Source organism: Mucilaginibacter sp. (genome assembly GCF_025362475.1).
In the GTDB taxonomy this organism is placed as follows: domain Bacteria; phylum Bacteroidota; class Bacteroidia; order Sphingobacteriales; family Sphingobacteriaceae; genus Mucilaginibacter.
Genome location: NZ_JANYGH010000060.1, coordinates 1 through 14,305 on the forward strand (window position 1 = coordinate 1; position 14,305 = coordinate 14,305).

Genomic DNA, 14,305 nt, shown 5'->3' on the forward strand with positions numbered 1-14,305 from the left:
ATAAATAAACTATACCCTTATTTTTCAGAAAAAACGTCCGGGTATAACACCCGGACGTTTTTTCTGATTGTTTTTTGATATCGGGTTACCTTTCGTTATAATGAGCATTAAATAATATCAATTTACCTATTCATGAAACCACTCTTACAACTTTTAAGGAGACACCCTATAGCAATTATAATGCTCGTTTTATACACTTCACTTTGTGTCTATGTTATTGCAATCGTGTGTCACTTTTTAACACAACTTAAAGAACACCCCGAAATAAGTGGTATTTCTGCTGGCGAAGGCATTTTCTATTTAGAGGCCTTTCTATTTGTTGTAGGAGGGACATTCTTTCTGGTGAGTTGCGGATATGCTATTGGCAAACCAAAAGAAACAAAATTTTATTTATGGCTCGTTTTCATTATTGTGACGGAAGGCATTATCACTTTTAATATCGGATAACAAAATAAGTTACCCAATATCCAAAGCCTGCGGCAACATCAATAAAAAGGCCAATGCCTTTGAATAATCCAAAGTATCATACTCCAAACCCAGCAGCCTGATGTTGTTGTAATAGATTTGATGCTGATTGTAATACAATTTTTCTGATTGAAGGAACCATGCTTTTCCGCCTAATTTTTGCGCTACAAACCATTTCTCGAGTAACCGGGCTGTTCTGCCGTTGCCATCCTCAAAGGGATGAATCTTTACAAATACCAGGTGGACTAGCGCCGCAAAAAAGAATACTTCTGCTGTGCTTAACTCCGCTTTTAGCAGAACTTCAATATCAGCGTATAATTTGTTTAACTCCTTCTCAACCAGGTTGGGCAAACATGCAACATATTCAATTTTACCATCGGGAGTAATTACAAACATATTACCGGTTCTTAAATAGCCCCGGCGATGTTGTTGCAGGATGTGTGTAGTAAGTAAGGCATGGACCTGATTAACAGTGGCAGCATTCAATACCGAACGTTGGGCTAACTGGTAAGCTTCATAAAGGTCATCGATCTTTTGGGTATAATCGGGCAGGAATTTTACACCAAGCATTTTGTGCTTCATAAAAGAATCGAGCTCTATATTTTCCCCTTCTATTTTTGAGGAAAATACCGCAGATACAGAAGTATAGAAACTAAAGGTATCGGCAGAGAGTTCACTTTCTTTTAAAAAGCTAAACTTTTGAGCTAAAGAATCATCAACCTGCTGCAAAAAATCGCCCAGTAAATCAGTTGTTAATATATTTAAATGAATGTCTATCACAATAATCAATAAGAAACTTTACCGTGGCCCTTTAAGCCTTCGTAAAATTAGCAAAAGAAGCGGGATAGATGTGCGGATTTCAGATTACAAATGTGCAGATGTGAATTTTTTGATGTGTGAATTTTGGAATATAGACTTGCAAATTTTGACTCGAAGCAAAGCCAGCTTCACCTGCATATCTGCGCATTTAAAATCAGCACATCCAAACAACTTTTCCTGTCATCTACCCCATTTCAGGAAGAAAATCGACAACTTACTATGCATGCATAAAACACGTACCGAATACCGTTTTGAACTTTGGTCTATTTTATGAAAATTTATATATTGAATAAACATAAATTAACGTAACTTTATATTGATTAAGCATAAAAATACAATACAATATACTTTTTGAAAAAATAAATCTTAACTATTGTTATTCGCGGTTGCTATATCTACCTTACGTTTATTGATTCGCGTAATCACATAAACCTGATCAACAACCAGAATAATTTACAAAGTTAGTCTATCTAAAAAATAAAATGAGTTCATCATCAGATACCACAGCGGCTATAGAATTGAATAAGTATAGCAAAACTTTCACCCAGGATCCAACACAGCCGGCCGCACAGGCCATGCTTTATGGCATCGGTTTAACAGACGATGACATGCGCAAAGCTCAGGTTGGTGTGGCAAGTATGGGCTACGATGGCAATACCTGCAACATGCACCTGAATGACTTGGCTAAACTGGTTAAACAAGGTATCTGGGATGAGGACATGGTAGGTTTGATATTCCACACTATTGGTGTAAGTGATGGTATGAGCAACGGTACCGAAGGCATGCGCTACTCTTTAGTGAGCCGCGACATCATTGCCGATTCTATCGAAGCTGTTACCGGCGCCCAGTATTATGATGGCTTGATTACTTTGCCTGGTTGTGATAAAAACATGCCGGGTTCCATCATGGCAATGGGCCGTTTAAACCGCCCGTCTATCATGGTATATGGTGGTACTATTAAACCTGGTCACTGGAAAGGTGAAGACCTGAACATCGTATCGGCATTTGAGGCTTTGGGCAAAAGAATGGCCGGTACCATTGAGGATGTTGATTTTATGGGCATCATTAAAAATGCCTGCCCAAGCGCGGGTGCCTGTGGTGGCGTTTATACAGCCAACACTATGGCTGCCGCTATTGAGGCTTTGGGCATGAGTTTGCCTTACTCATCATCAAACCCCGCATTAAGCGAGGATAAAAAAGCTGAATGCCTGGCAGCAGGTAAGGCTATCAAAATATTATTAGAGAAAGATATTAAACCATCAGACATCATGACCCGCCAGGCATTTGAAAATGCTATAGTGGTAATCATGGTACTGGGTGGATCAACCAACGCGGTATTGCACCTGATAGCGATGGCTAAAAGTGTTGATGTTAAGGTAACCCAGGATGATTTCCAAACCATCAGTAACCGTATCCCGGTATTGGCCGATATGAAGCCAAGCGGTAAATACATGATGGAAGACCTGCATAATGTTGGCGGCGTACCTGCCGTAATGAAATATTGCCTTAAACAAGGCTGGCTGCATGGCGATTGCCTTACCGTTACCGGTAAAACCATTGCCGAAAACTTAGCCGAAGTTCCTGAGCTTGATTTTGATGCTCAAAAGATTATATGGCCGGTTGAAAGCCCTGTAAAAGCTACCGGTCACTTACAGATATTGTATGGCAACATTGCCGAGGGTGGTAGTGTAGCCAAGATCAGCGGTAAAGAAGGCACTCATTTTGAAGGCCCTGCCCGCGTATTTGATGGTGAGTTTGAACTGATACATGGCATACAAAGCGGCCGAGTCAAAAAAGGTGATGTGGTGGTTATCCGTAACGTAGGCCCTAAAGGCGCACCGGGTATGCCCGAAATGCTTAAGCCAACATCGGCCATTTTTGGCGCAGGTTTAGGTAGCTCTGTAGCATTAATTACCGACGGACGTTTTAGCGGCGGTACGCACGGTTTTGTGGTAGGCCACATCACCCCTGAAGCTTTTGACGGGGGCGCCATAGGTTTAATTAACGACGATGATAAGATCATTATTGATGCAACAAGCAATACCATCAATGTGATATTAACAGACGAAGAAATGGCAGCACGTAAAGCCGCCTGGAAACAGCCCGCTTTAAAAGCAACCAAAGGCTTATTATACCGTTACGCCAAAACTGTAAGCTCTGCTGCTGAAGGTTGCGTAACAGATGAAATGCCTTAAGAGGATTAAGGAACAAGGATTAATAGAAAAAAGATATAGGAACAATCGGTGAAATCAAAAATCACCGGTGAAATCAAGATAAAAATGGAGACGCAAACAATAGTTCAGGAAATCGGTGAAATCGCAGGAGAATCTGAGAAAGCACCAATAGTTGAAGTTTCAGGGTCGGTAGCATTATTGGAGGCATTGATTGTTGAAGGTGTTGATACCATCTTCGGCTATCCGGGTGGCGCAATTATGCCCATCTACGATGCTTTGTTTGATTACAAAGAAAAGCTGAATCATATCCTGGTGCGCCATGAGCAGGGTGGCATCCATGCTGGGCAGGGCTATGCACGCTCATCTGGCAAAGTAGGTGTTGTGTTTGCTACAAGCGGTCCGGGTGCTACTAACCTGGTAACCGGTTTGGCCGATGCGCAAATTGACAGTACACCATTGGTATGTATCACCGGACAGGTTTTCGCGCATCTTTTGGGTACCGATGCCTTCCAGGAAACAGACGTGATCAATATTACAACCCCGGTGACCAAATGGAACTACCAGGTAACTGACGCCAATGAGATCCCTGAGGTAATTGCCAAGGCTTTCTACATAGCCAAAAGCGGTCGCCCAGGACCAGTATTGATCGACATTACAAAGAACGCGCAGATCCAGTTATTTAACTATAAAGGGTATACACCTTGCAACCATATCCGCAGCTATAGGCCAAAACCTATAGTTCGCCCGCAATACATACAGGAAGCTGCCGCTTTAATTAACGAAGCCAAAAAACCATTTATCCTTTTTGGACAGGGCGTTATTTTAGGCAGCGCCGAGCAGGAATTTAAAGCTTTTGTTGAAAAAAGCGGTATCCCTGCAGCGTGGACAGTTTTAGGCGCCGGTGCTATCCCAACAAGTCATCCGCTAAATGTGGGTATGCTGGGCATGCACGGTAACTACGGCCCTAACGTATTAACCAACGAATGTGATGTATTGATAGCTATCGGTATGCGTTTTGATGATCGTGTAACCGGTCGTTTAGATAAATATGCTAAACAGGCTAAAGTGATCCACTTGGATATTGACCCGGCCGAGATAGACAAGAACGTAAAATCAACCGTGCCTGTTTGGGGCGATTGTAAAGAAACTTTACCCTTGCTTACAGCCGCAATTCAGCAAAAACAACATACCGAATGGCTGGCCAAATTCAATGAATATACCCGCCAGGAAGTTGAGCAGGTAATTGAGCCCGAATTAAACCCAACCTCATTAGAAATGACAATGGGCGAGGTTATCAAACAACTAAACGAAATTACCAAAGGCGAAGCGGTAATAGTTACCGATGTGGGTCAGCACCAAATGGTGGCCTGCCGCTATGCCCAATTCAACAATACCCGCAGCAACGTTACCAGCGGTGGTTTAGGTACTATGGGCTTTGCCCTGCCAGCTGCCATTGGTGCTAAATTTGGCGCTCAGGACCGTACAGTTGTCGCTATCATCGGCGACGGCGGTTTTCAAATGACCTGCCAGGAACTGGGTACTATTATGCAATGCGGCATTGATGTAAAGATCATTATCCTGAACAATCGTTTCCTGGGTATGGTGAGGCAATGGCAGGAGCTGTTTAACTCTCGCCGCTATTCGTTCGTTGATATCCAAAGCCCTGATTTTGTGGCGCTGGCAGCAGCATACCGCATCCCCGGTAGAGTGATCAACGACCGTAAGGATCTTCCATCGGCATTAAATGAAATGCTAAACAACAAAGGATCATTCCTTTTGGAAGTAATGGTCACCAAAGAGAACAACGTGTTCCCGATGGTGCCACAAGGATGCAGTGTAAGCGAGATAAGGTTAAAATAGGCCCCCTAACCCCCTTGAAGGGGAAACTCAAAAAAATAGAAAACATGAGCGAGGATATAGAAAAACAGGAATTTAACATCACGGTTTATACCGAAAACCAGATTGGTTTATTGAACCGGATAGCCATTATATTTACCCGTCGTAAAATCAATATAGATAGCTTGAATACTTCTCCTTCGGAGATAGAGAGCATTCACCGCTTTAATATTGTGATCACCGAGTCGGAAGATGTGGTACGCAAGTTAACGCGCCAGATTGAGAAACAGGTAGAAGTATTAAAATGCTATTATCATACCAACGAAGATGTGATTTGGCAGGAAATGGCGTTATATAAAGTATCAACAGATGTTATTGCCGAAAAGGTAAGCGTTGAGCGTTTATTGCGCGAGAACGGTGCCCGCGCGGTAGTGATTCGCAAGGATTACACGGTGTTTGAAACTACCGGTCACCGCGAGGAAACCGATAACCTGATCAGCATATTACAGCCTTACGGTTTGATAGAATTTGTACGTAGTGCACGCGTTGCAATTATTAAAGATAGTGACGGATTTAACCGTAAATTGCGCGAGTTTGAGCGCCTTGAACCGGGCGAAGACGTTATTGAGAACGAATATTTAAACCAGGGACAAAAAGTATTTACGATGTAAGGAAAGGGTGAAAGGCTAAAGCTGAAAGGTAAAAGGCCCTACTCCTAATCAACGAGATTACCTTAACCGGTGAAATCAAAAAATAAAATATAAACTTTAACAATAAAATCGGTGAAATCATCCTTAATTGGTGAAATCACAAAAATTAAAAATCATGGCAAAATTAAATTTCGGCGGTACCGAAGAAAATGTGGTTACCCGCGATGAGTTCCCTTTATCAAAAGCTCAGGAAGTACTAAAAGACGAAGTTGTAGCAGTAATTGGCTATGGCGTTCAAGGTCCGGGTCAGGCGTTAAACCAAAAAGACAATGGCATTAATGTTATTGTTGGTCAGCGTAAAGGCACCAAAACTTGGGATAAAGCTGTAAGTGATGGCTTTGTACCGGGCGAAACCCTTTTTGAAATTGAAGAAGCTTTAGAAAGAGGAACAGTAATTTGCTACTTATTAAGTGATGCAGCACAGATTGCCTTATGGCCAACTGTTAAAAAACACCTTACTCCGGGTAAAGCATTATACTTCTCTCACGGGTTTGGTATTACTTTTAACGAGCAAACAGGTATCATTCCACCGGCTGATGTTGACGTATTTTTGGTTGCCCCTAAAGGCTCTGGTACATCATTACGCCGTATGTTTCTGCAAGGCCGCGGCTTAAATTCAAGCTATGCAATCTTCCAGGATGCAACAGGTAAAGCATTTGATCGTGTTATTTCATTAGGTATCGCTGTAGGTAGCGGTTATTTATTCGAAACCAACTTCAAAAAAGAAGTATTCAGCGATTTAACCGGCGAACGTGGTACGCTAATGGGTTGTATCCAGGGTATTTTCGCTGCTCAGTACGAAGTATTGCGCACCAATGGTCACTCTCCATCTGAAGCCTTTAACGAAACTGTTGAAGAGTTAACCCAATCATTAATGCCTTTAGTTGCAGAAAATGGTATGGACTGGATGTATGCCAATTGCTCAACTACAGCACAACGTGGTGCTTTGGATTGGTGGAAAAAATTCCGTGATGCCACTAAACCGGTATTTGAAGAATTATACAAAAGCGTTGCAACAGGTGTTGAGTCACAACGTTCAATCGACTTAAACAGCCAGCCTGATTACCGCGAAAAATTAGACGCGGAATTAAAAGAATTACGCGAAAGCGAATTATGGCAGGCAGGTAAAACTGTACGTAGCTTACGCCCTGAAAACCAGGTTGTAGAAGCTTAAAATAAGTATCAAGTAGTTAGTATCAAGTAGCAAGACTTTTTTGATTTGCTGCTGGTACTAACTACTTGTTATAAATACCAATGCAGTATCAAAAATCAAGCTGGCCGCCCGCTGTCAGGTACTTGATACTTGATACTAACTACTTGATACTATAAAACCATGGGACAAACATTATTTGATAAAATTTGGGATGCGCACGTCGTCAGTAGCAACGAGGGTTTTCCTGATATTTTATACATCGACACACACTTTATTCACGAGGTAACCAGTCCGCAGGCATTTGATGGTTTGCGTACAAGAGGCTTACCGGTTTTCAGGCCCAAACAAACAGTGGCCACTGCCGATCATAACGTTCCTACAATTGATCAGCACCTCCCCATTAAAGAAGAACTTTCCCGCTACCAGGTTGATATGCTGACCAAAAACTGTGCAGAATTTGGTATCGAGTTGTATGGATTAGGTCATCCTTTCCAGGGTATTGTACACGTAATAGGGCCCGAGCTGGGTATCACCCGTCCCGGAGGCACTTATGTTTGCGGTGATAGCCATACATCAACACACGGCGCTTTTGGTGCCATAGCATTTGGTATAGGTACCTCACAGGTGGAGCAGGTAATGGCTACACAGTGTTTACTGCAATCGCGCCCAAAACGAATGAAGATTGAAGTTAACGGCAAACTGCATAACGGCGTTGGCGCTAAAGATATCATTCTGTACATCATTGCAAAGATCTCGGCCGCAGGCGGTACGGGTTATGCTGTGGAATATGCAGGCGATACCATCCGCGCGTTAAGCATGGAAGGCCGCATGACCATCTGTAACATGAGCATCGAAATGGGTGCCCGTTGCGGTTTGATTGCTCCCGACGAAACAACTATTGAATATGTAAAAGGCCGCGAATTTGCTCCAAAGGGCGAAGAGTGGGATAAAGCAGTAGCTTACTGGAAAACTTTATACTCAGATGCTGATGCAGCTTTTGATGAAGTATTATCCTTTAATGCCCAAGATATTGAGCCAATGATCACCTACGGAACAAATCCGGGTATGGGTATCGGCATAACACAACACGTTCCCGAAACTGCTTCGTTTGAGGCAAAAGAGCAGGGATCGTACAAAAAAGCCCTTGACTACATGGGCTTGCATGATGACGAACTATTATTAGGTAAGCCTATTGATTACGTTTTCATCGGCAGCTGCACCAACTCGCGTATAGAAGATTTACGCCAGGTTGCCGAATTTGTAAAAGGCAAACACAAGGCAGAAAACGTAGTAGCATGGGTAGTTCCCGGCTCCAAACAAGTACAGGAACAAGCCATCCGCGAAGGTCTCGATAAGATATTAGGTGAAGCAGGTTTTCCTTTGCGTGAACCAGGCTGCAGCGCATGTTTAGGCATGAACGAGGATAAGATCCCCGCAGGTAAATACTGTGTATCTACCTCCAACCGTAACTTCGAAGGCAGGCAGGGACCAAACTCACGCACTTTCCTGGCAAGCCCGCTAACCGCAGCTGCTTCTGCAATTACAGGTAAGGTGACGGATATAAGAACATTCCTGAAAGAAAAGGAATTGGTAAGTTAATTAACACGTCATTGCGAGGTACGAAGCAATCCCCAATATACAGAGTGGATTTTCAAATCAGGGATTGCTTCGTCCCTCGCAATGACAAAATAAACTTAAATGATACTTGAAGTTGCCATACTCAATGTGATACCTGGCCAGGAGGATGACTTTTTAAAAGCATTTTCAAAAGCACAGGGCATCATATCAAAAATGGCCGGTTATCATTCCCATCAATTAAAAAGATGTATTGAGCACGCAAGCCAATTCATTTTACTGGTTGAATGGGAAAAACTTACCGACCATACAATAGGCTTCAGAGAATCAAAAGAATACCAGGAATGGAAAAGGCTGTTACATCATTTTTATAATCCTTTCCCTACTGTAGAACATTACGAATAAAGAAAAATAATAACGCGTCATTGCGAGGTACGAAGCAATCCCAACTATGCAGAGCGGATTTGCATATCGGGGATTGCTTCGTACCTCGCAATGACGAAAAGGAGATATTATGGCAACCAAAATATTCAAACATATCCAAACCAGCGTGGTGCCTTTGCCTATCGAGAATATCGATACGGACCAGATCATTCCTGCCCGGTTTTTGAAAGCCACTACCCGCGATGGTTTTGGCAATAACTTATTCCGCGACTGGCGTTTTGACGAGAACGATAATGCTAAACAGGATTTCGTACTCAACAATCCTAATTACAGTGGTAAAATACTGGTTGCAGGTAAAAACTTTGGTTGCGGCAGTAGTCGCGAGCATGCTGCCTGGGCCATTGCCGATTATGGCTTTGATGCCGTGGTAAGCAGCTTTTTTGCCGATATTTTTAAAGGCAACGCCCTAAACAACGGCTTGCTGCCAGTACAGGTGAGCGATGATTTTTTAAAGAAGATCTTCGATGCGGTTTATGCCGATGAGCATGCCGTGGTTGAGATTGATCTGGTTGATCAGTTTATTAAAATTGTTGCAACCGGCGAACAGGAAACCTTTGAGGTTAATCCCTACAAAAAAGCCTGTATGACCAACGGCTATGATGATATCGACTATATCCTGAGCAAAAAAGAATTGATCCAGGAATTTGAAGATCATAAGTAAGGTTAAAGGCGAAAGGTCAGAAATCATGCCCACTGCCAGGACCAATGAACTAATGAACCAGTGAACCAATGAACTAAGCGAACTAATGAACAAAACAATCCACAGAGAAGGAAAAGGCACCGCTAAGTTATTTGACGAGCGAAGCCTGGAGGCTGATTACGCAACGTTATCGCCCCTCCTCACTCCGGGCCTCCGGGTTTTGGATGTGGGTTGTGGTACGGGTGCTATCTCTAAAGATATAGCTGCTAAGGTTGGTTCTGCCGGTCATGTAACGGGCATTGATAATACCGAGTATTTTATACAAAGTGGTAAGGAAACTTACGCTGATGTTAAAAACCTGGAGCTGATTTATACCGATCTGTTTGCCTATCAGCCGGATGAAAAGTTCGACCTGATTGTGGCCGCCAGAGTTTTACAATGGCTAAACAACCCTGTTGAAGCATTGAAAAAAATGTACTCGCTGCTAAAACCTGGTGGAATAGTATCTATATTAGATTATAACCACGAGGCGCTGGAATGGCAGCCACAACCGCCGCCAAGCATGCTGCGGTTTTATGCTACTTTTTTAAGATGGCGCGGTGATGCCGGTATGAATAATCACATAGCCGAGGATTTGCCTGGCTATTTTGAAGAGGCCGGTTTTACTGGTATTGTATCACTTGATGCGGATGAGGTTTATAAAAAAGGTCAGCCGAACTTCGTCAATAAAGCAGGCATCTGGGCCAAGGTAGCCATGTCAAAACAAATGGTTGAAGAAGGCTATATTGATGATGAGTTGCGCCTGCTGGCGATAGATGAGTATACCGAATGGGTAGAAAATGACGCAGAGCGCATGACAATGAAATTAAAAGAAATACGCGGCACAAAACCCGCGTAACAATATCTAATTATAACAAAAAAATTCCCCCTTTAGGGGGTTAGGGCCTCATGAAGAAACATATTTTAGTAATACCCGGCGACGGGATAGGCCCCGAGGTTACCACCTGGGGTAAAGCGGTTTTAGAAAAAATTGGTCAGGATTTTGGCCATGAGTTTACTTTTGATGAGGCTCTGATGGGCCATGCGGGTATCGAAGCTACAGGCAATCCCCTGCCCGATGAAACGTTAGAAAAAGCAAAAGCCAGTGATGCCATACTTTTTGGCGCTATTGGTCATATTAAATATGATAATGATCCATCTGCAAAGGTGCGCCCGGAGCAGGGATTATTGAAAATACGTAAAGAACTGGGCTTGTATGCCAACCTTCGCCCCATCATGTTATTTGATGAGCTGCTGGATGCTTCAAGCCTGAAACCGGAAATTTTGAAAGGAACCGACATTCTTTTCTTCCGGGAGCTTACCGGTGATGTTTACTTCGGTGAGAAAAAACGCAGCGAGGACCGCAACACGGCATCCGATCTGATGATCTATTCCCGTTACGAGGTTGAGCGCATCGCTATAAAAGCATATGAAGCTGCCATGGTACGTGGTAAAAGATTATGTTCTGTTGATAAAGCCAACGTGTTGGAATCGTCACGACTTTGGCGCGAGGTGGTTCAGGAAATGGCCAAAAACTACCCAGAAGTTGAAACCGAGCACATGTTTATTGATAATGCAGCCATGCAACTGGTTAAAAACCCTAAAAAGTTTGATGTGGTATTAACCGCCAACCTTTTTGGTGATATTTTAACTGATGAAGCATCGCAGATTGCCGGTTCAATGGGGATGCTGGCATCGGCATCAATTGGCGATGGCACAGGCTTCTTTGAACCTATCCATGGCTCGGCACATGATATTGCAGGTATGGATAAGGCCAATCCACTGGCATCTATATTATCCGTAGCTTTGATGTTAGAGATCAGCTTCGGGCTTAAAGATGAAGCTAAACTGATCACATCGGCTATTGATAAAACGTTGAAAGATGGTTACCGCACCGGCGATATTGCTGATGCCAATACCGATAAAGCTAAAATTTTAGGCACCAAAGCCATGGGGCAAAAAGTGCTGGAGTACTTATAGGTTAAAGGCAAAAAATCAAAAATGACATGGTTGAAGATCCTCATCATGGTATTGTTCCTGTTTTGCATGTTAGATGCAGGACATTTTCGGGCATGTTTTATTTTGATGGAAGGATATATGATTTTAAATTTTATAGGGCATAATACTATTGACAAACTGGTTATATTAACCATCATTGTTACACAAATTACTGGGGTAATTGCCATTATAAAATCTTACGACATATTAATGATAGCGGTGTCAATTGTATTGAGTACAGCTGTGATTGTAGCAACGCTGTTGGTAAAGTATGAACTAATGATAGTTATTTGGCCGAATGTTTTGTTTTTGGCAACTGTAGCTACCTTTATTATAAAATATATCAAGAGCAAAAATCATATTGAAGGTAATTCAATTGTAGTAACAGAATAATAATCGGTGTAATCATAAAACATCGGTACAATCAAAAAAAGAGATGAAGTGGAACGCTGATTTATACGACCAGAAACATGCCTTCGTATTTCAATACGGAGAAGATGTATTGGAATTATTGAATGTTAAACCTGGTGAGCATATCCTCGACCTGGGCTGCGGTACCGGTCATTTAACCAAGCTAATACAGGATAAAGGCGCCATAGTTAAAGGTACAGATCTATCGCCTGATATGATTCAACAGGCAAAAGAAAAATACCCTGATGTTGATTTCGCGGTTGAAGATGCTGTCGACTTTTTTGCCGATGACAAATACGATGCTGTGTTCTCCAACGCTGCCCTTCATTGGGTAAAGGATCAAAATGGCATGATGCGCAGTGTTTACAATGTGCTGAAACATGGCGGTCGTTTTGTTGCCGAAATGGGTGGCAAAGGCAACGTGGCCAAACTGGTTGAAGCAACGCAATTGGTACTGCATAACCATGGCTACCACGTGCAGGCAGATACCAAAGTATGGTTCTTCCCTTCTACCGGCGAATACGCCAAAATGCTGGAAGAGCATGGCTTCAGGGTAACGTTCGCGGCGCATTATGATCGTAAAACACCGCTTCAGGATGGCGACCAGGGCGTAGCTAAATGGGTAACCATGTTTGGCGCGCAATTTCTGGAAGGCATTGCCGAAGATGAAAAAGAACAAATACTAAAAGAAATAACCGACAAACTTGAACCTTATTATAACGAAGGCGGCCAATGGTACGCTGATTATAAACGATTGAGGTTTGTGGCGGTTAAAGAATAATATTAGTAGTTAGTATCAGGTATCAAGACTTTTAATTGATGCTTGAATTAACGATATTTATAGATTAATTAAACACACAACGGTAGTTATATACACATACAAAGCAAATATCACAATAATTGATACTTGCTACTATGTACTAACAATAACTACCTGCTACTAAAATAAAAAGATATGTTACACGATCCCAACCGCGTTTATGTTTTTGATACCACGCTTCGCGACGGCGAGCAGGTACCAGGATGCCAGTTAACCACACCCGAAAAGATTGAGATAGCAAAAGAACTGGAATTACTGGGCGTGGATATTATTGAAGCCGGTTTCCCGGTTTCAAGTCCGGGAGATTTTCAGAGTGTTGTCGAGATTTCGAAAGCAGTAAAAAACCCTACCGTTTGCGCCTTAACCCGTGCCAACAAAGGTGATATTGATGCCGCTATCGAGTCATTAAAATATGCCAAACACCCTCGCATCCATACGGGGATTGGTTCGTCAGATATGCACATCAAGCATAAATTCAACAGCACCCGCGAGGAGATCCTGGAGCGTGCAGTTGAAGCTGTAAAATATGCCAAACGCGCGGTTGAAGATATCGAGTTTTATGCCGAGGATGCCGGTCGTGCCGATGTGGTGTTTTTAGCGCAGATGGTTGAGGCCGTTATTGCTGCCGGTGCCACCGTGGTTAATATCCCCGATACCAACGGCTACTGCCTGCCAGATCAGTATGGCAGCAAGATCCGTTTCCTGAAAGAGAACGTTAAAAACATTGATAAAGCCATCATCTCGGTACATTGCCATAACGATTTAGGTTTGGCAACCGCCAACTCTATCGCCGGCTTACAAAATGGCGCCCGCCAGATTGAAGGTACCATCAACGGTATTGGCGAACGTGCAGGCAATACCGCTATTGAAGAAGTCGTCATGATTTTGAAGGTACACCAGGTTTTGGGCTTACATACCAATATCGATGCAAAAAAATTCTTCGAGCTGAGCCATATGATCAGTACCCAGATGCGGATGCCGGTACAGCCCAATAAAGCTATTGTAGGCGCCAATGCATTTGCACACAGCTCTGGCATTCACCAGGATGGTTTCCTGAAAATGCGCGAGAACTATGAAATTATTCGCCCTGAAGATGTAGGCTTTCCGAGCGCCACAATAGTGCTAACCGCGCGCAGCGGCAGGCATGCTCTGAAGTTCCATTTGGAACGATTGGGTTTTGTTTTAGATAAAGAAGAACTGGCCAACGTATACAGTAAATTT

14 protein-coding genes are annotated in these 14,305 nt (G+C 42.9%); 13 read left to right on the top strand and 1 reads right to left on the bottom strand.

Annotated features, from left to right (window positions below; genetic code table 11):
- Positions 1-132 precede the first annotated feature (132 nt).
- Positions 133-447: a hypothetical protein gene (locus tag Q0R88_RS20885; RefSeq protein ID WP_295719988.1), complete on the top strand. Its 315-nt coding sequence runs from the start codon at positions 133-135 to the stop codon at positions 445-447.
- A gap of 9 nt (positions 448-456) precedes the next feature.
- Here the strand turns inward: Q0R88_RS20885 and Q0R88_RS20890 are convergent, their stop codons facing one another.
- Entirely contained in the window at positions 457-1,245 is a 789-nt protein-coding gene (locus tag Q0R88_RS20890; protein WP_295719989.1) for a Fic family protein, read from the bottom strand.
- 521 nt (positions 1,246-1,766) lie between these two features.
- On the opposite strand from Q0R88_RS20890, the gene ilvD reads away from it, so the two are divergent.
- The 12 genes from ilvD to Q0R88_RS20950 form a co-directional block, all read left to right on the top strand.
- Positions 1,767-3,479: a dihydroxy-acid dehydratase gene (ilvD, locus tag Q0R88_RS20895; protein WP_295719991.1), complete on the top strand. Its 1,713-nt coding sequence runs from the start codon at positions 1,767-1,769 to the stop codon at positions 3,477-3,479.
- Positions 3,480-3,563: 84 nt separating this feature from the next.
- A complete protein-coding gene (gene ilvB / locus Q0R88_RS20900; protein WP_295719994.1) occupies positions 3,564-5,318 on the top strand; it encodes a biosynthetic-type acetolactate synthase large subunit in 1,755 nt (584 codons plus the stop codon).
- A gap of 44 nt (positions 5,319-5,362) precedes the next feature.
- A complete protein-coding gene (gene ilvN / locus Q0R88_RS20905; protein ID WP_295719997.1) occupies positions 5,363-5,965 on the top strand; it encodes an acetolactate synthase small subunit in 603 nt (200 codons plus the stop codon).
- Between the two features lie 154 nt (positions 5,966-6,119).
- Positions 6,120-7,178 (top strand): ketol-acid reductoisomerase, encoded by a 1,059-nt coding sequence (ilvC, locus tag Q0R88_RS20910; protein ID WP_295719998.1) that lies wholly within the window; start codon positions 6,120-6,122, stop codon positions 7,176-7,178.
- 159 nt (positions 7,179-7,337) lie between these two features.
- On the top strand, positions 7,338-8,756 hold the full coding sequence (leuC, locus tag Q0R88_RS20915; protein ID WP_295720000.1) for a 3-isopropylmalate dehydratase large subunit: 1,419 nt from the start codon (positions 7,338-7,340) through the stop codon (positions 8,754-8,756).
- A gap of 99 nt (positions 8,757-8,855) precedes the next feature.
- Entirely contained in the window at positions 8,856-9,137 is a 282-nt protein-coding gene (locus Q0R88_RS20920) for an antibiotic biosynthesis monooxygenase (RefSeq protein ID WP_295720002.1), read from the top strand.
- A gap of 109 nt (positions 9,138-9,246) precedes the next feature.
- Positions 9,247-9,837: a 3-isopropylmalate dehydratase small subunit gene (gene leuD / locus Q0R88_RS20925; RefSeq protein WP_295720004.1), complete on the top strand. Its 591-nt coding sequence runs from the start codon at positions 9,247-9,249 to the stop codon at positions 9,835-9,837.
- 85 nt (positions 9,838-9,922) lie between these two features.
- Positions 9,923-10,714, top strand: coding sequence for a methyltransferase domain-containing protein (locus tag Q0R88_RS20930; RefSeq protein WP_295720006.1), 792 nt, complete (start codon positions 9,923-9,925; stop codon positions 10,712-10,714).
- A 50-nt stretch (positions 10,715-10,764) separates the two neighbouring features.
- Positions 10,765-11,835, top strand: coding sequence for a 3-isopropylmalate dehydrogenase (gene leuB / locus Q0R88_RS20935; protein ID WP_295720009.1), 1,071 nt, complete (start codon positions 10,765-10,767; stop codon positions 11,833-11,835).
- A 21-nt stretch (positions 11,836-11,856) separates the two neighbouring features.
- Entirely contained in the window at positions 11,857-12,246 is a 390-nt protein-coding gene (locus Q0R88_RS20940) for a hypothetical protein (RefSeq protein ID WP_295720012.1), read from the top strand.
- A gap of 43 nt (positions 12,247-12,289) precedes the next feature.
- A complete protein-coding gene (locus Q0R88_RS20945) occupies positions 12,290-13,045 on the top strand; it encodes a methyltransferase domain-containing protein (protein ID WP_295720014.1) in 756 nt (251 codons plus the stop codon).
- Positions 13,046-13,219: 174 nt separating this feature from the next.
- Positions 13,220-14,305 (top strand): 2-isopropylmalate synthase (locus Q0R88_RS20950; protein WP_295720016.1); only part of this gene is annotated, 1,086 nt, incomplete at its 3' end.